Here is a 16,488-nt window from a genome sequence, read left to right as displayed (position 1 = left end):
AGAAAAGGACGGATTTGAAATCAGGCTCGGGGAGTCCCCGTTGATGTCGACTCGCGTCGTGCGATACAGGACGGGGGACTCAGGACAACGCGCCCGGGATTCCACATCTTGTGCCCCCCTCAATTCACACCTCTCGACGCACCTCCCCTCCCTCAAAGCACCGAGAGGGGCTGAATGCTAAAGCAAAGAAGGAAAATGGCCATTGCCACGTACCCCAGCACGCGACGAGTCGGGGTCAGTTCCTCCGCTCGCATGACCGGCGGATGCTCCACACGAACGAGAAAGACGATCAGAAGGGTCCAAATCAACCATCCCGAATAGCCGTACTGGAGCAGTGACGGCCCGATGAGCGCCGCCGTCCCTACGCCCGCCATGAGCCCCGCAAGCGCCAGGAAGCGCGCCGGGTACGACGTACGAAAGATGCGCGTGAGATAGCCATAGAAGATGGTTGCCAGAAGAAGCCAGGCGCCCCCCCGCCAAAGCAGACCGCCCCCTTCCACGACCGTTTGCGCTTCCCTCACAAACCCCATTCCCCCCAGGACCAGAAGCAAAAGGACGAAGGCCTGTGCCAACCGCCGATGCCACGTGGGCCCTAGCAATGCATAGAGAATGTGCCCGCCGTCCAGTTGCCCCACCGGCAGCAAGTTCAGTGCCGTAAAGAAGAGTCCCAGCCATCCGGCAAAGAGCACCGGATAGTGGTAGATTTCGTACATCGGCGGGACATTCGCAAAAAACTGTGAGAGGAGCCAAAAGAGCGGCGTTTGCCCCACAACAATGACGAGGGCACCGGAGGCCGGCTCGGGCGGTGTCGCCGGAAAGGTGCCGTACTGGCGGATGTGCTCCTTCAGAGCCTCATGCCCCGTCAAATCCAGCAAGTACTCCGGCGGGGGAAGCGTCGCAAAGCCGTAGAGGAGCGCCCCCATCGCCACGACGAAGCCTGCCAGCGGCCCGGCCGCCCCAATATCGAATAGCTTGCGTTTGCTGGGAATGGCCTCCCGGATGCTAATGACAGCCCCGAACGTCCCAATCAGATTGATTTGTGGAAAAAACGGGATGTAATATGGAAGCGATGTATTGACCCGGTGGTACCGAGCCGCAAAGTAGTGCCCAAACTCGTGGACTGTGAGAAATCCAAGTAAGGGGATCGCGTAGCGGAGTCCATCGACGAGCCAGCCCATGGGAACCGTCATGAAGAGAAGCGACACGGTCTCGCCCTGTGCCTCATAAAACAACACCCGATTGACCCACTGCCCTCCCGCGTACACGGTCGACGCCAGCGTGAGCACAAACAGAAAGGCGTGCAGCCAGGGCCGATCGGTCGCCTCTCGGCGCGGCTCGGCGGGCTGTCCGTTCTGAGGCGGATCGGCGTCGGGCTCGAACGCAGATGCCTCACTGGCCTCGGACGACGCAGAACGGGACGAGTGGCTCGGTTCCACAGGGATGATCGTTGGTCGGTGAGGACGAGATACAACAACGCCGCCGGCATGCCAGCGGGACTACTGCAGCGCCAGGAGGCCCTGCTCAATCCGCTTCAGGGCTGTTTCCAAATCCTCCATCGAGGACGCGTAGGAAAGGCGAAGGCCGTTGGGTCCATTGAAGGCATCGCCCGGCACGAGGGCCACGTCGTGCTCTTCCAGAAGGTAGAAGCAAAGGTCAGTGCTATTCTCAATGGTCTCTCCCTCCGGAGTCGTCATTCCGAAAAAATCCGACAGATCGGGATACAGGTAGAATGCCCCTTCCGGCGTCGGGCAGCGCACCCCGTCGATCGAGCGCAGATGCTCCAGCACGTGATCCCGACGACGACGAAATGCTGCCACCATTTCCTCCACTGGAGCCGGATCCATGTTGAGTGCAGCCACGCCCGCCTTTTGAGAAATACTGCTGGGCGCCGATGTAAACTGGCTCTGGATCTTAGCCGCTGCGTCGGCAACGGGCTGGGGCGCCGCCATATAGCCGAGACGCCATCCCGTCATGGCATAGGCCTTCGAGAAGCCGTTGATGGTGACCGTCCGCTCCATCATGCCAGGAAAAGACGCGAACGATCGATGCTCGGCATCAAAGCGGACGTGCTCGTAAATCTCGTCGGAGATCACGAAGACATCGTCGTAGTCGCTAATCACTTCGGCGAGGGCCGCCAGCTCATCCGGCGGGTAGACAGAGCCCGTCGGGTTCGACGGCGAGCAAAGAACCACGACACGAGTACGCTCCGTCAATGCCGCATCCAGTGCCTCCGCCGACATTCGATACTGCTCCTCCACCCCTGTGGACACAATGGCAGGCTCGGCCCCAGCGAAACGCGTCATCTCAGGATAACTCACCCAATGGGGAGCAGGCACGAGCACCTCGTCCCCCTCATCGGCGAGGACGTGAATCGCAAGAGCGAGCGACTGCTTGGCCCCATTTGAGCAGACCACCTGCTCCGGGGAGTAGTCAAGTCCATTGTCGCGCTCAAACTTCTCGCAGATGGCCTCCCGAAGCTCCATCATCCCCGTGTTTTCGGTGTAATGCGTGAAGCCATTTTCGATCGCCTCCATTCCCGCACGGGCAATGGGATCAGGCGTGTCGAAATCCGGCTCGCCGGCGCTGAGGGCCACGACGGGACGCCCCTCTCGACGTAACTCTTCGGCTCTAGCACTCATGGCAAGCGTAGCCGACGGCTGCATGTCGGCGACACGACTGTTCAGGCGAATGGACTGGGAGGAGGAAGGCATAGGCAATTGCGAGACAAAACGTAAGGGGGATACGACAATCCTATTGAGCAGGACAGAACCGGCGGCGATGAACGCCGGCGGAACAGGCAGGCATGGGCTCCTGCGAGGCGGCCCCGGCACCTCATTCTGCCAATTCGGCCTTCTTTCGTTCCAGAGCCTCCACAACCGGGGGCGGCACAAACTTTGAGACATCGCCGTCCCACCGATGAGCGTCGCGGACCATGGAGGAGCTGATGAGGGCGTACTCTTCCGACGTCATGAAGAAGACCGTTTCCAACTCGGGGGCCAGTTTTCGGTTTGCAAAGGCCATTCGAAACTCCGCGTCGAAGTCGCTCACCTGCCGAAGCCCACGAACAAGTGCCGCGGCGCCAACCGACTGTGCCCGATCCACAATGAGTCCTTCGTGGGCCACGACGCAAACGCCGTCGAGGTCGTCGGTACATCGCTGGGCGAGAGCTGTGCGCTCCTCTGTGGTAAAAAGCGTATCTTTTTCCACGTTCACTCCCACCGTGACCTCCACACGGTCAAACACGCGAAGGGCTCGTTCTAGAACGTCACGATGGCCATACGTAAACGGATCAAATGTACCGGGATACAGGGCAAAATCCTTGTCCATGACCAGAGGAAAGACTCAGGAAGACGAGGCGACGGACTCGTTGTTGGACGCATCGGCCTCCGCAGTTTCGTCTCCCTCCGCCGGCGGCAAGGGGGGGCGAAACAAACTCACGATGGTCCGCCCGTACGGACGACTGGTCATCAGATGCGGATGGTCGTCAAACCAGTCGTGCGAGCTATGCTCCAGCGTGAAGACCCCATCCACGTCGAGACACGGGATGGCCAGATCCGGAAGCTCCTGCATTGCCTCAAGCTTGTAGGGAGGATCCGCCATGATGAGGTCAAGCTCCGGCCCCTGGTATTGCCGAAGATACTCAACCGCATCCGCCTGAATGAAGATGCACTTGTCCTCTACGCCAAGCTTTTCGGCATTCTCACGGGCGTAATCGAGCACGTGTCCCTTCTGCTCCACGAAGGTAACGAGCGAGGCGCCTCGGCTGATGGCTTCCAGCCCCAGTGCCCCGGTCCCGGCAAAGAGATCAAGGACCTCGGCCCCTTCCAGGTAGATGCGGGCGTCTACGAGACTAAAGAGCGACTCACGGACGCGCTCCGTAGACGGGCGGGTCTCGTGGCCTTGGGGCGACTTGAGTCCGTGACCGCCGTAATGGCCGGCAATAATTCTCATCGTGAGCATGCAATGCTATCCAACAGAAGCGAACCACGCACGTGGGCCTCGCCGATCCGGCAAATAACGGGCACCGTCCCCGCTCTTTCAAGCGGGGGGGGTCGGTCGAACTTATGCCTCACGTCCGTCCATAGTAACGACCGATCCGGAAAGAGATCCGATCAACCGGTCCCGCAATACTACCCCATGTACGGATCAATGCCGGCCCCAATGCAGGGGGCATAGGCGCACGCCTGGTCCGAAGACTCCTCGGAAGGCGTACGCACAACTCGGAATGGATTAAGAGCCTGCGGCTCTCGTCCAAAGACCCCTTCGAAGGAGACATATTCGTCCAGGTCGACATCCATCCCGTATACGTACACCCGGCCGACAGCGTTGAGGGGAACGTCCACCCGATTCATGAACCCGACGGCAAAGTACGCTCGATTCTCGGGACTTTCCGCCTCTTCCGCATAATGGGCGTGGTACCACTCTCGATTCCGCGAAAGGGCATACTCGGTATGCGATGGATACTGCCCGACCGCCAGCGTGTAGGGACGGAGAGCCTCCGTGGCCGACCCTCCCGTCCGTTCGGTCCGGCTGGTCACACGAGCCGCTGCCTCGGAGCTGACAATCCACTGATGCTCGCGCACAGGAAGCGGATCCACGAGCTCCGCCATCCGCTGGTCGACTGCATCGGGCACGGCCAGCACGTGAACCCACATGAACGGCTCCCCCTCGCTATCCTGCGTGGTCCGCACCGTATCGGACGTCATGTGAAGCTCCTTAGTCGAGCGCACCCCCGTAACGAGGGCCGCTTGCTGCAGAAGCTGGCGCTTTCGATCCCGCACCGGGACATCCGATGAGATGGGCGTGAAGAAGCTGTAGCCGTCGGGCGGATGGATGGCCACCCGGAGAATGCGTGCCTCCGTGCCCGCCAACTCCTCCGCCACTGCCTGGCCCACCGTCCTCGCCTTCTGGGCATCGCCCTCGGGACGAAGCAGAGCCTGCGAAAGCTCAAAGGAAAACGTCTCTTCCCCGAGTCGACGCAGAACGTAGCTTTCGTCCCGACGCTCGAGTTCGGCACACCGAAGCGTCTGTCCTTGAATGGAGATTGCGGCCGAGACCGACTCGCTCATACCAATTGCTGAGCCCGTTCGTAAACAGCCCGTGCTCGCCCGGCCCTATCTCTCTTCTCCCCCAAGAAACAGCTCCCGTCACTGGTGCTCTTCGTCTCCCGGACCGGTTCCTCCGAAGCCGAACGACGCCCCGACGCCCGAAAGAACCGTCCCCTTACTCCCAACTTGCAGCGTTGGTTTGGGTGGGATCGCCGCTCAGGGTTCCGATCTCATCGTCGGTATCCGGATCCTGAAGCAGGTACGTCTCCACTCGTCCCGTGTCGCTTACGGCATACTGGAACCGCTTGCCGGTACGGGGAGAGTAAAAGAGGGAATCAAGATTGATGGGGCCGCCGAAGACACTGTCTCGGGCATTCGAAAGGATCGAATCGTTTTGAATATGCCGGAGCAGAACGTCCAGCGAGTCCGGATAGGCGGTGCTATCCCGCTCATAATCGATCAGTGCCGTTCGGATGTGAGACATGCGGGTGCGTGTCCGCTCGGTGATTTCCTGCTGACGCTCAATTCGATCGTAGGGCGCGGTGATCGAGTAATACAGAAAATACGCCAACCCGATGATCGCGACGAATAGCAGTGCCTGAATGCCAATTCGAATCTGCTTGCTACGCGATGCCATGTGAGGAATCCTTTGGTGAGAACGGTAACGCGTGATCAAGAGGGCGTTCGTGGCCCCTCATTGAATGTCCGGCACGACACCGGGACAAATCTATCGCCGAAAATAGGAGGCGCCTAGGCAAAATGCAATCAGCGGCAATCCCTTTGTTCGGCTAGGTCCTGTTAAAATTACGCTGTAGATTCGCAAGATTCATCCTCGAACTGGATCAACGATTAATTCGATCTCGAGCAAATCCGGACGAGGCATGTCCCTGCCCTGTCCCTCAAGCACCACGGGGCGGCCTGCCGGCTGTTCTGTCCCAAAACGGATGACCGCCGCTCAGAATGTGGTTTCGCCCTCATACAGCATCTGAACAATGGAACTCAAACGGAGAGCCTCCGCTGCGAGTTGCCCAAAATAGGCCGTCCAACCGGTCCAAAATTCGGGACACAACCGCGTGCTTTTTTCTGTCTACCGGAAGACCACCTCCATGCCACTGCCACAATGTAAAGAAAAAACCAATTGATAGTTCTATATTGAACAGTTCAGCAGAAAACCCCATCTAAGCCAGCGTAGATAGAGAAGGAGGCGGAACGGCCTGCCCAGAGTGGGCCCGCCCCGCCCTACTGCCTCGTATAGCTGACCTCCCTTTCCGATGCCGACACACTACCAGGGCACCGACGACGAAGAACGCATTCTCAATGCGTATATTCGTTTTACTCGGGCTTTCAATACTATTGATCAAACAATCAGTGAAACGTTCCAGGCACGCGACCTCACTTCCGGTCAGTTTGGCGTTCTGGAGTCGGTGTACCACCTCGGCCCGATGTATCAGGGTCAGCTCGGAGAGAAACTTCTCCAGAGTAAGGGCAACATCAGCACCATCGTTACCAATCTTGCGGACCGCGGCCTCGTCGAACGCAGACGAGATGAGGCGGATCGGCGTTACGTCAAGATCCACCTCACTGCGGAAGGGAAAAGTTTAATCGAAGACCTCTTTCCCGAACACGTACAAACCATCAGACAGACCTTCAGTGCCCTGGACGATGAGGAAATCGAGGAGCTCGGTCGTCTTTGCAAGAAACTGGGACTCGCCAACGTAGACTAATGCGCGTATACCCTAACTTTTTTGGATATATAGTTCAATGTTGAACGGTTAAACTTAGAACCGTGGGGGTCTATTCGCCTTTTCCGAATCTATCATTCCAACCCGATACCATGGATCCCTCTGCAAACATCGTCATCCCCTTTTATTCCTCCTACGGCACCACGCACCGGCTGGCCCAGGCGGTTCGGAACGGAGCCTCCGACCTGCCGGGCTCGACCGTTCGGCTTCGTCGCATTCCAGAGTTATCCTCGGCGAAAGACGCCATGTCCGGTCAGGACGCGTACGAAGCCGCACAGGCCAACATGACCGACATCCTCACGAGCCTCGTGCCTCTCCTCCATCTGGGAATGGTCTTCGTCGGGGTGCGGTACAGCGCCAACGACCAGATGATGACCCCCCGATGGCGTTGGGGGGTCGCCGTACGGCGCCTCGACCATGCCCCGAGAGGAGCGCGACGATGTGGAGGCCCCCGTTCCGGCCGAACAAGAAACCGCTCGTTCGCTGGGCCGGCGCGTCACACAGGTGGCCGCCCGGCTTCAAATCGAGGCGGATGCAGATCAACCCGTTCCTTCCGCCTAGAACGTGTCTCCGTCCGTCTCCCGTGACGGCCCTCGCCCCTTTTCGATCATTCACCAATTGCCCCTTCTATGCCTTCTCCGTCCCCCACATCCATCCTCTCTTCCCCCTGAATCCGTCGAAGTCAAGAGCGAGGCCATCAGGATCTCGGGGGGGCCGTGAACCGAATGAGCTTTTCCTTTGCGGAGTACTACGATCCCGACTGGATGCATTTTGGCCCCTTGCGCGTCTTGATTGAAAGCGAGATCGAGCCGCACTCCGGATTCGATGCCCACCCACATCGATGCCCACCCACATCGGAATGTAGACATCGTGAGCTACATCACCTCTGGGGTCTTCCGCCACCCCAACAATCGGGGAGGATCGGCGGACATTTCAGTGGGCGAAATGCAGCTCATCAGTGCCGGGCGCGACGGCATGATTCACAGCGAGACAAACCCGACCGACCGGCCGGAGACCCACTAGCAGATGTGGTTCATTCCGGCTCAGCCCCACACGGACTTCGCGTACCACCAACTCACCCGGTTGTCCGAAGAGCGGGACGGAGCGCTCTGCCTGTACGTCTCCCCCGAAAAGGAGAATATGAAGCTGCCTGGAGGGTCAATGTGAAACACAAAATCCACGAAGTCGACGGCCACAGAACGTCTTTCCGACAACATCTAGACTGGTTTCCTTTCCCGCGACTGAGCCTCTCCCTCGGCCCCAGAGCGTGCTATGATCCCGGATCCGTAGCAAACTCAATCTTAGTCGGCTCGGGGACCTCAGCGGACTGGCCGGTATACGTGAGGACTCCGGTATCTGCGTCAATACGGTAGACGGTAACGGCATCGGCGCGGCGGTTGGCAACAACGAGAAACTCGCCTCTTGGGCCAATGGCGAAGTTTCGAGGCCAGCGAACGGCCTGTTGCTGCCGCCCCGCTTTGCTGAGACGGCCCGTCGTCTCGTCAATCGTGTAATGAACAATGTCATTCGCATCGCCTCGATTGGAAGCGTAGAGAAAATTCCCGGACGGATGCACGTGAATATCGGCGCTGGCGGCGTTGCCCTCAAAGTCGTCGGGCACAGTAGACACCGTCTGTACAGCAGTCATCCGTCCCTCCTCGGCGTCATACTCATACACGATGACCGTACCACTGAGCTCACCAATGAGATATACGTACTCGCCATTCGGATGAAAGTCGAGGTGACGCGGTCCCGTGCCCGGGGGAGTGGATACGACCCGCACGCTGGTGGTATCGAGCCGGCCGGTGTCGGCATCAAACGGGTAAATTCGCACTTCATCGATGCCAAGATCCGCAGCCAGAGCGTATTGATTTTGTGGGTCCACCTGGAATGAGTGCGCATGGGGCGCTGCCTGCCGGTCCGGATCGGCTCCGGCCCCGGTATGCTGCACAACCTGCGACGCAGGCCCAAGCCCTCCATTTGCCCGCACCGGAAAGAGAGCCACATTCCCGCCGACGTAATTGGCAATGAGCGCCCACTGGCCGGTCTGGTCCAGACTGATGAAGCAGGGCGCCCCTCCCTCCGCCGAAACCGTGTTTATTTGTTGCAAGCGTCCCGTTGATGCCTCGACGTCAAAGGCCGCTACCGCCGCGGAGTCGACCGTCTCCCGAACACTGTAGAGGTGTTCTTCCTTCTGCGACAAGGCAAGGAATGTCGGGTTCAGAATCGGCGTGACGTCCTGGGTCCGAGTAAGGGCCCCGCTGGACGAATCGAGACGGTAGGTGTAGATCCCACTGTCCGGGTTGTCATTTCCCGTCCCTACGTAAATCCGAGGACCAGAAGTGGACGCTGCGTCGGACGAGGAGGACGAATCGGACGCACAGCCTCCCATTGCGCCGACCAACAGGACAACAAGCATGCCCCCAATGACGGGCGCAGAGCGGAAGCAAGGATACATAGCGGAGTGTAGATTGGGAAATGATCTAGCTCCAGAATACAAATCGGCGGCGATGATTGCAGATTGCCCGGCCCGCAGTATTCAACACTCGGGTCAAGAGAACCCGGCTGGTCTGCCGTATGTCTTCCGTTTGGCCGAAAGAAGACTGCGTGGCAACACACGGAATAGTTCCAGGAGGTCATAAGACAGCCCGAATGGCTTTCCTCCAAGATACGGTTCTTCTCCCTTCTCCTCCGGTTTGTCGCCCACGAAAGGAGACTCCCTCGCCCGAAAGGGCAACAATTTCCCCTTGGATTTGTCCTTACAGAGTCTTCCCCGAACGACGACGGACGGGGAAAGTACCCTTTTCCCTATCCTCCACCGCACATTCGAATCGGACCTCTACATCATGCAAACACTTTCCTTCGACAACGGCGACGAGATGCCCATGCTTGGGCTCGGCACCTGGAAATCAGAGCCGGGAAAGGTCTACGACGCCGTACTGGAAGCCCTGAAGGCCGGCTACCGACACATCGACTGCGCCCCCATTTACGGAAACGAGGCAGAGGTCGGAGAGGCGCTGTCCGACGCCTTTGATCAAGGCCTCGTCTCCCGAGACGAGCTTTGGATTACCTCGAAGCTTTGGAACGACGCCCACGCCCCGGAGGATGTCCGTCCGGCACTCAAGTCCACACTCGCCGACCTTCAGCTCGACTATCTCGACCTGTACCTCATGCACTGGCCGGTGGCGATTCAATCGGGCCTCGACATGCCCGACGCCCCCGACCACATTTTCTCGCCCGAGGAATTGCCTCCAGCCACAACGTGGGCCGCAATGGAGCCGCTCGTAGAGGATGGTCTTACCCGGCACATTGGCGTCTCCAACTTCAGCGCCCAGAAGCTGGATCAGCTCATCGACGCGGCCGACCACCTGCCCGAGATGAATCAGGTAGAGCTGCACCCGTACCTCCAGCAGCCGGACCTGCTCGACTTCATGAACGATCAGGGAATCCATGCCACTGCGTATTCCCCGCTCGGCTCAAAGGACCGGCCCGAAGGGATGAAGGCAGAAAATGAACCTCTTCTGTTGGAGGACTCCACCATCGCCGACATTGCCACCCAGCACGACGCCACGCCCGCACAGGTCCTCATTAGTTGGGCGCTTCAACGGGGGACAGCCACTATTCCGAAGTCCACTACGCCCCAACACATTCGAGAAAACCTGGCCGCCGCCGAGCTCTCTCTGACCCAGGAGGACATGAACGCCATCGAAGAGCTCGACCGTCATCGCCGCTACGTCCCCGGCAAGATCTGGTCCATGCCCGGCAGTCCGTATACGCAGGAGAGCCTATGGGATGAGGAATCGGAGTGAACGTTTTCCGTACCGGCGGGTACATGGAGGTCGGCGTGAAATTGTCCAGACGCCCCAATTCCAATCATGGTTCTTCGTCACCCTACCCTTTTGGGGATCGTCGTCCTCCTACTCGGCCTCACCGGCTGTCGCGAGGTCTCTCAGCCGGCCCTCGACGCGTCCGGCCCTCTGTTTCCGATCGAACAAGAGGGCGAATGGGGCTATATGACGCGCGAGGGCACACCGGCCATTCCGCCTCAGTTTGACCGGGCCTATCGGTTTGTTGACAACCGAGCGCTCGTTCGTCAAAATGGGCAGTACGGCTTCATCAATACGAACGGCACGGCTGTCATTCCGCCGTCGTACGCGGCCGCAGGTCCATTCTCCGAGGGCCTGGCCCCTGTACGTCCCGACAGCCTCTGGGGCTTCATTGACCGAGACGGAGATGTCGTTATTCCGCCCCAGTTTGCAACGGCCGGGACTTTCCGGGACGGATTAGCCCGCGTGACACTGCAAAATGGAGAAATGGGCTACATCACCCTCAACGGCACCCCCGTACGCGCTCCCTCCGAATGGTAAGCCGAAAGGCCCCCGTGGGTGAGGCGAAACGATTCGGAATTCCAGAGGGGCCCCTCCCTCACTCCATTTCTCCCTCCCCCGTTCATACTCCGAACTCCACACCCGACCATGAGCGCACCCCGGATTCTCTGGGTGGACGATGAGATCGATCTGCTCCGCTCCCACGTCATGTTTCTGGAAAACAAGGATTATGAGGTGCAGACCACCTCGAACGGGGCCGACGCGGTGGACTATGTCCGGGAAGACCTGTTTGACGTCGTACTCCTTGACGAGCAAATGCCCGGAATGGACGGGCTCGAAACGCTAGAAGCGATCAAGGAGGTGCGCCCGGAACTGCCGGTGGTCCTGGTTACAAAGAGCGAGGAAGAGGACCTCATGGAGCGGGCCCTGGGCAACCAGATCAGCGATTACCTCACGAAGCCTGTCAATCCAAGTCAGATTCTCCTCACCTGTAAGCGTCTGCTCGAGCGCACGCAGTTGCGGCAGGAAACCCTCTCCCAGGACTACCTCGAATCGTTCAATGAAATCTCGCAGGCTCTCCGCGAGCCGCTCACACACGCCGATTGGACCGCCCTCTACCGCAAGCTCGTGCACTACGATCTGGAGCTGACGGAGGACGAGGGCGCGCGTCAGATCTTTCAGGACCAGTTCAAAGAGGCGAACCGAGAGTTTGGAAACTTTATCGAGAGCAACTACGCTGACTGGATTGACGCGACGGATGCGCCTCCCGACCCGAACCGGCCGCCTCTTTCTCACGAGGTCATTTCCGAGTTCGTTCTTCCCGAGTTGGGAGACGATCCAGTAGTATTCTTCGTGATCGACTGCCTGCGCTACGATCAATGGCGCACCTTTGAGGAGCTTCTGCATCCTCACTTTTCGATCGAGACCGACTTCTACTACAGCCTCCTCCCCACCGCTACTCCGTACTCGCGTAACGCCATCTTCAGCGGTCTTCTTCCGGTGGAGTTGGTGGACCGATTTCCGGGGGCCTGGGAAACGGACGAGGAGGATGAGCATAGCCGCAACCAACACGAGGAGCCCTTCCTCCACGACCAGTTGGACCGCCACCACTACGGCGACCTCAGCATCCGCTACGACAAGCTCATTACCGGCAAGGAAGGACAAGAATTTGCCCAGCAGGCCACTAATCTCACGCAGCACGATCTAAGCGCGGTCGTCGTCAACTTCGTTGACATCTTGGCACACAGCCGTTCCGACTCCGATGTCCTAAAAGAACTGGCGCCGGACGAAGAAGCCTACCGAGCCCTGACCCGCACGTGGTTTGAGCACTCGTGGCTCCTGGACAGCCTCCGCACCCTTGCCGACACCGACTGTACCGTCGTCCTTACCACCGACCACGGCGCCATCCGAAGCCTCCGATCCTCAAAGGTAATTGGGGACCGTGAAACCTCCACTGCTCTCCGGTACAAATACGGCCGCAACCTCAAATGCGACGAAGAGGACGCTATTTTCGTGCGTAACCCGAAGGAGTTCGGTCTGCCCCGATACGGCATGAACACCAATTACATCTTTGCAAAAGAGGATTTCTATTTCGTTTACCCAACGAACTTTCACCACTACGAAAACCTCTACCGCGATACACTCCAGCACGGAGGAGCCTCCATGCAAGAGATGATTCTGCCCATCGCCACCCTGACGCCCCGTTAGCCCGTATGCCCCGTGCCTTGCATACGAGAGCCGTCCCATCAGTGACCGCCCCGACTGCCGGAGTGCCTTGTACAGAAGATCCTATGTCCGATCCTCCCTCTCCTTCCGACTGCCCCCTTGCCGGCATCCAGTCTCTTCTTCCCGCGACGACCCAATCGGCATCGGAGACCCAAAACTTGGGCACGCGGCTTGCTGAAACGCTTTCTTCGGGTGCCGTCGTAGCCCTCTACGGCGATCTCGGAACGGGAAAGACTCAGCTCGTGAAAGGCATTGCCGAAGGACTGGGCCTCTCGGCCGCCGCGGTTCGAAGTCCCACCTTTACCATCTTGCACACCTACGAAAACGGCCGCTGTCCTCTCTACCACTTTGATGCCTACCGAGTACAGTCGCCGGACGAATTCACCGAGCTGGGATTTGAAGAGTACGTACACGGCAGCGGCATTACCTGTATCGAGTGGGCCGACCGCGTAGAGTCCCTCCTTCCGGCGCACACCTTGCACCTGGCCCTCACCCACGTGGCTGCCCATCAACGCCGCCTTACGCTCCGTAAACACACGAAAAGGTAACGGAACGGTGATCCATTGGATCGCTTCTTCCCATGGGTTTCTTTCCTGTCTAAACCATGGCCGCCTCGATGCCTCGCCCCGACGCCCTCGACTATCTTTTCGGGCTTCCGCAGTACGGAAGCGTCGGTGACGACGCACGAAAACCGGGCCTGGAGCGCATGGACACCATGATGGACGCGATGGGCCGCCCCCACGAAGCCCTGCGCGCAGTGCACGTCGCTGGCACCAACGGCAAAGGATCGGTATCGTCGATGATTGCCGCCATTGCCACCGCGGCGGGACTGAACACGGGCCTTCACACCTCGCCTCACCTCACCCACGTTGAGCAGCGGATGCGGGTGGACGGCGTCCCTGCCCCTACGGAGTGGCTCGTGGATGCCATCGATCAATACCGCGACCTCTTCGACCGCGTATCCCCCAGCTTTTTCGAGGTCATGGTCGCCCTTACCTTTCGGTACTTTGCCGACCGGGGGGTCGATCTCGCTGTGATTGAGGTAGGCCTCGGGGGGCGCCTCGACGGCACGAATGTGCTCCATCCCGCACTGTCGGTCATAACCAACATTGACCTCGACCACACGGACCTGCTGGGGGACACGCTCCCGGAAATTGCTCGAGAAAAAGCGGGCATCATTAAACCCCAGACGCCCGTACTCTCTGGGGTCACCCAACGCGACGCCAAAGCGACTATTGCCGAGGTGGCGCGGGCACAGGATGTGCCCCTGTACAATCTTCGGGACGAGGTGGCATGGTGGGCGCCGAAAGCCGACCTCTTTGGCAGCATTATGGATGTGGAGACCCCCTTGCGGGACTATGATCGCATTCATCTGGCCCTGGCCGGTGAGCACCAGCAGGCCAACGCGGCGCTGGCGCTTCGGGCGGCGGAGCTCGTCGTTCCGGCCGTACAGGCCCGTCCGGATCCGGTACACGAGGGGCTGCGCAACGTGCGGAACCTTACCGGCTTCCGCGGGCGCCTGGACGTCCTTCAAGAACAGCCTCTCATCGTGGTCGACGTGGCCCACAACCCCCCGGGCATCGCCGCCGGCCTCCAGACGATCGATGCCGCTCTTACACAGCGGGGCGGACAACTGTACGTTTGTATGAACGCCGTCCAGGGTAAAAATCTGCCGGAGATCGCGCGTCTCCTCGCTGAACGCGACGCCCACGTCATACCGATTCCAGTCGACACTGCACGCGCCCTCTCTCCGAAAGACATTGCCGACACCTTGCGGATGCACGGCGTCAAGGTCCTCCCCACTCGCCCTCTTGCGGAGGCCCTCACGGACTACCAGCATTTTGCTCAACCGGGCGACGCCCTTTTCGTTACAGGCTCGCACAAGATGGTCGAGCTCCTCCCTGACGCCTTTTCACTGCGCGAGTAACTGCGCACTCCCGATCTATCTTTGCTAACCGCTCCTTCCCATGCCGTTTTCCTCCGCCGATGCCCGCCGGGCCCTGAGGACACTTCCGCTTATTCGTCTGATGGTGGGCGTCGTGTTCGTGTCCGAAGGGCTTCAAAAGTTTCTATTCCCGGCCCTGCGGGGCCCGGGCCGATTTGCGGAGATCGGCTTTCCTGCCCCCGAGTTTTTTGGATTCGGCGTGGGCACCGTGGAGGTCATCTGCGGGGTCCTACTGCTCGTGGGCCTGTACACCCGCTGGGCCGCCATGCCGCTCGTACTTCTGATGACGGGCGCTCTTCTCATCACAAAACTGCCCATCCTCCTGGGACACGGGTTCGGTCCTTTCGGCGTACGAGAGCTGGAGACGTACGGCTTTTGGGCCATGATGCACGCCGCCCGTACGGACTGGGCAATGCTGCTGGGCTCACTAGTGCTGTCGATTGCCGGGGCAGGCCCGCGCTCCCTCGATGCATACCGCAGCGGACCGATGGTGTAGCCCCGAACATGGCTCTCTTCAATCACGCGGACAGTCCCCCACCTAAAAATTCACCTCAAGGGTGAACCGCCCTGTGACGGCTGCCGTGTCGCTGTCCCGGTCCTGCAGCCGAAGATTGGGAATGAAGGCCACATTCGGATGCGGATAGTAGGCAACCCCACCTACGATGAGTGTCTCGTATTGATTGGGCCCCACACCGGAGGTCCTTATCCGGTCGAGGCGCCCGACCACCTCCCAGGCCGAGGCCACCTGCACGCGCCCGTACAGACTTCCCCCTACGTCCGTCCGGGCCTCTGCTGCCGTCCGAGCCAAACGGTACCAGAACGTCTCCAGGCCAACGCGAACCGTCTCCGCCGTGTAGCCGACGAGGGCAGACAGCCGCGTGCCACTCTTCCGCTCGTCCGGAAAGGCGGTGTAGTCGCCCCCGGCCACAAAGAGAAGGCGTCCGGTGGGGCGGGCCTGAAGCTGTAGGTAGGCCCGTTTGTACTTGTCCGTCTCCGTAAATCCCGTATTTGTGTTATTGGCAACCATAGCGGCGTAGCGCACCGTGCCGTCGGCGAGAAGAGGCCCATCGACTCGCACTCCAAAATCACGCGAATCCACCACGCCTTGGAGATCCATGATGGTCTTCTCGAGACTTCGGTATCCCCAGACGTCTTCCGCTAGGCCAAATGCCGGCGGGGGGGTCACTCCAATCGTTGCACTATGCTCCTCGCTGTAGTCCCACGTCAACCACAAGTCTTTGACCTCTACCCCACTTACGCCCGTCGCGCCCTCCGGAGCCTCCAGCCGAGCCCGCCCCGCGAACTCTTCCGAAAGGTCAAAGTCCGCCGTCAAGTACAAGCGTCGGTACTGAAATCCATGTTGTCCTTCTCTCTCGGGAGACGGATCAGCAATGTTGTAGAGGTAATCCATATAGATCCGTCCTCCCAGATCGACGCTCTGCGCTGCTGCGCGCTCAGAAGCGATCCCCAGGAGAAGAAAAAGTGCGAACAACCACCGAAGGCAAGACATCATGATCCAGCTTTACAATTCAGGATCCGATTTTAGTAACATAAAGGTAATATGGAGCGGGATCGGTTCGGGAAGACCCTGGCGGAGATTTTAGAAAAATCAACGTGCCACGGATAGGATCAGGAATTGGGATTTTGAATTTTCCCGTCCGGAAGGACACGGGAGATCATGTAATGGCACCGTAGAGCAC

17 protein-coding genes are annotated in these 16,488 nt (G+C 59.5%); 9 read left to right on the top strand and 8 right to left on the bottom strand.

Annotated elements, in window-relative coordinates; translation table 11 throughout:
- Positions 1–152 precede the first annotated feature (152 nt).
- The 6 genes from BSZ35_RS17155 to BSZ35_RS17130 all read right to left on the bottom strand — a co-directional run bounded on the left by BSZ35_RS17155 (position 153) and on the right by BSZ35_RS17130 (position 5,685).
- On the bottom strand, positions 153–1,436 hold the full coding sequence (locus BSZ35_RS17155) for a site-2 protease family protein (protein WP_105013585.1): 1,284 nt from the start codon (positions 1,434–1,436) through the stop codon (positions 153–155).
- A gap of 60 nt (positions 1,437–1,496) precedes the next feature.
- The gene (locus tag BSZ35_RS17150) at positions 1,497–2,711 is read right to left on the bottom strand and encodes a pyridoxal phosphate-dependent aminotransferase (RefSeq protein ID WP_105013584.1); all 1,215 of its coding nucleotides are present in this window, start codon (positions 2,709–2,711) and stop codon (positions 1,497–1,499) included.
- Positions 2,712–2,832: 121 nt separating this feature from the next.
- Positions 2,833–3,327, bottom strand: a complete 495-nt coding sequence (coaD, locus tag BSZ35_RS17145; protein WP_105013583.1) for a pantetheine-phosphate adenylyltransferase — start codon at positions 3,325–3,327, stop codon at positions 2,833–2,835.
- A gap of 15 nt (positions 3,328–3,342) precedes the next feature.
- Positions 3,343–3,951, bottom strand: a complete 609-nt coding sequence (locus BSZ35_RS17140; RefSeq protein ID WP_105013909.1) for an RsmD family RNA methyltransferase — start codon at positions 3,949–3,951, stop codon at positions 3,343–3,345.
- A gap of 179 nt (positions 3,952–4,130) precedes the next feature.
- A complete protein-coding gene (locus BSZ35_RS17135; RefSeq protein ID WP_105013582.1) occupies positions 4,131–5,069 on the bottom strand; it encodes a hypothetical protein in 939 nt (312 codons plus the stop codon).
- A gap of 154 nt (positions 5,070–5,223) precedes the next feature.
- Positions 5,224–5,685 carry a hypothetical protein gene (locus BSZ35_RS17130; protein ID WP_105013581.1) on the bottom strand — a complete coding sequence of 154 codons (462 nt, stop codon included), beginning with the start codon at positions 5,683–5,685 and terminating at the stop codon, positions 5,224–5,226.
- Between the two features lie 634 nt (positions 5,686–6,319).
- Here BSZ35_RS17130 and BSZ35_RS17125 point away from each other — a divergent pair.
- From BSZ35_RS17125 to BSZ35_RS17120, 3 genes are all read left to right on the top strand, one after another.
- On the top strand, positions 6,320–6,772 hold the full coding sequence (locus BSZ35_RS17125; RefSeq protein WP_105013580.1) for a MarR family transcriptional regulator: 453 nt from the start codon (positions 6,320–6,322) through the stop codon (positions 6,770–6,772).
- A 110-nt stretch (positions 6,773–6,882) separates the two neighbouring features.
- Entirely contained in the window at positions 6,883–7,377 is a 495-nt protein-coding gene (locus BSZ35_RS19315; RefSeq protein WP_146110146.1) for a hypothetical protein, read from the top strand.
- Between the two features lie 238 nt (positions 7,378–7,615).
- Entirely contained in the window at positions 7,616–7,813 is a 198-nt protein-coding gene (locus tag BSZ35_RS17120) for a pirin family protein (RefSeq protein ID WP_105013579.1), read from the top strand.
- Positions 7,814–8,060: 247 nt separating this feature from the next.
- Here BSZ35_RS17120 and BSZ35_RS17115 read toward each other — a convergent pair whose 3' ends face one another.
- Positions 8,061–9,248, bottom strand: coding sequence for a lactonase family protein (locus BSZ35_RS17115; RefSeq protein WP_105013578.1), 1,188 nt, complete (start codon positions 9,246–9,248; stop codon positions 8,061–8,063).
- Positions 9,249–9,636: 388 nt separating this feature from the next.
- On the opposite strand from BSZ35_RS17115, the gene BSZ35_RS17110 reads away from it, so the two are divergent.
- The 6 genes from BSZ35_RS17110 (at position 9,637) to BSZ35_RS17085 (ending at position 15,284) form a co-directional block, all read left to right on the top strand.
- Complete coding sequence (locus BSZ35_RS17110) at positions 9,637–10,599, top strand: aldo/keto reductase (protein WP_105013908.1); 963 nt, start codon at positions 9,637–9,639, stop codon at positions 10,597–10,599.
- Positions 10,600–10,665: 66 nt separating this feature from the next.
- Complete coding sequence (locus tag BSZ35_RS17105) at positions 10,666–11,157, top strand: WG repeat-containing protein (protein WP_105013577.1); 492 nt, start codon at positions 10,666–10,668, stop codon at positions 11,155–11,157.
- A 108-nt stretch (positions 11,158–11,265) separates the two neighbouring features.
- A complete protein-coding gene (locus BSZ35_RS17100; RefSeq protein ID WP_105013576.1) occupies positions 11,266–12,825 on the top strand; it encodes a bifunctional response regulator/alkaline phosphatase family protein in 1,560 nt (519 codons plus the stop codon).
- 83 nt (positions 12,826–12,908) lie between these two features.
- Entirely contained in the window at positions 12,909–13,391 is a 483-nt protein-coding gene (gene tsaE / locus BSZ35_RS17095; protein ID WP_105013575.1) for a tRNA (adenosine(37)-N6)-threonylcarbamoyltransferase complex ATPase subunit type 1 TsaE, read from the top strand.
- A 68-nt stretch (positions 13,392–13,459) separates the two neighbouring features.
- A complete protein-coding gene (locus BSZ35_RS17090; protein WP_105013907.1) occupies positions 13,460–14,770 on the top strand; it encodes a Mur ligase family protein in 1,311 nt (436 codons plus the stop codon).
- Positions 14,771–14,810: 40 nt separating this feature from the next.
- Positions 14,811–15,284 (top strand): DoxX family protein, encoded by a 474-nt coding sequence (locus BSZ35_RS17085; protein WP_105013574.1) that lies wholly within the window; start codon positions 14,811–14,813, stop codon positions 15,282–15,284.
- Positions 15,285–15,326: 42 nt separating this feature from the next.
- Here BSZ35_RS17085 and BSZ35_RS17080 read toward each other — a convergent pair whose 3' ends face one another.
- Positions 15,327–16,301: a hypothetical protein gene (locus BSZ35_RS17080; RefSeq protein WP_146110145.1), complete on the bottom strand. Its 975-nt coding sequence runs from the start codon at positions 16,299–16,301 to the stop codon at positions 15,327–15,329.
- Between the last annotated feature and the right edge of the window lie 187 nt (positions 16,302–16,488).

Origin of the sequence: Salinibacter sp. 10B (genome assembly GCF_002954405.1) — a bacterium.
GTDB lineage: Bacteria > Bacteroidota > Rhodothermia > Rhodothermales > Salinibacteraceae > Salinibacter.
The sequence above is the reverse complement of the archived record's forward strand: the minus strand, read 5'-3'. Positions and strand labels throughout refer to the sequence as shown.

Excerpts from the sequence above, each read along its gene's own strand:
- BSZ35_RS17150 (WP_105013584.1), bottom strand. The coding sequence starts at position 2,711 with ATGCCTTCCTCCTCCCAGTCCATTCGCCTGAACAGTCGTGTCGCCGAC.
- coaD (WP_105013583.1), bottom strand. The coding sequence starts at position 3,327 with ATGGACAAGGATTTTGCCCTGTATCCCGGTACATTTGATCCGTTTACG.
- BSZ35_RS17140 (WP_105013909.1), bottom strand. The coding sequence starts at position 3,951 with ATGAGAATTATTGCCGGCCATTACGGCGGTCACGGACTCAAGTCGCCC.
- BSZ35_RS17135 (WP_105013582.1), bottom strand. The coding sequence starts at position 5,069 with ATGAGCGAGTCGGTCTCGGCCGCAATCTCCATTCAAGGACAGACGCTT.
- BSZ35_RS17130 (WP_105013581.1), bottom strand. The coding sequence starts at position 5,685 with ATGGCATCGCGTAGCAAGCAGATTCGAATTGGCATTCAGGCACTGCTA.
- BSZ35_RS17125 (WP_105013580.1), top strand. The coding sequence starts at position 6,320 with ATGCCGACACACTACCAGGGCACCGACGACGAAGAACGCATTCTCAAT.
- BSZ35_RS19315 (WP_146110146.1), top strand. The coding sequence starts at position 6,883 with ATGGATCCCTCTGCAAACATCGTCATCCCCTTTTATTCCTCCTACGGC.
- BSZ35_RS17120 (WP_105013579.1), top strand. The coding sequence starts at position 7,616 with ATGCCCACCCACATCGATGCCCACCCACATCGGAATGTAGACATCGTG.
- BSZ35_RS17115 (WP_105013578.1), bottom strand. The coding sequence starts at position 9,248 with ATGTATCCTTGCTTCCGCTCTGCGCCCGTCATTGGGGGCATGCTTGTT.
- BSZ35_RS17110 (WP_105013908.1), top strand. The coding sequence starts at position 9,637 with ATGCAAACACTTTCCTTCGACAACGGCGACGAGATGCCCATGCTTGGG.
- BSZ35_RS17105 (WP_105013577.1), top strand. The coding sequence starts at position 10,666 with ATGGTTCTTCGTCACCCTACCCTTTTGGGGATCGTCGTCCTCCTACTC.
- BSZ35_RS17100 (WP_105013576.1), top strand. The coding sequence starts at position 11,266 with ATGAGCGCACCCCGGATTCTCTGGGTGGACGATGAGATCGATCTGCTC.
- tsaE (WP_105013575.1), top strand. The coding sequence starts at position 12,909 with ATGTCCGATCCTCCCTCTCCTTCCGACTGCCCCCTTGCCGGCATCCAG.
- BSZ35_RS17090 (WP_105013907.1), top strand. The coding sequence starts at position 13,460 with ATGCCTCGCCCCGACGCCCTCGACTATCTTTTCGGGCTTCCGCAGTAC.
- BSZ35_RS17085 (WP_105013574.1), top strand. The coding sequence starts at position 14,811 with ATGCCGTTTTCCTCCGCCGATGCCCGCCGGGCCCTGAGGACACTTCCG.
- BSZ35_RS17080 (WP_146110145.1), bottom strand. The coding sequence starts at position 16,301 with ATGATGTCTTGCCTTCGGTGGTTGTTCGCACTTTTTCTTCTCCTGGGG.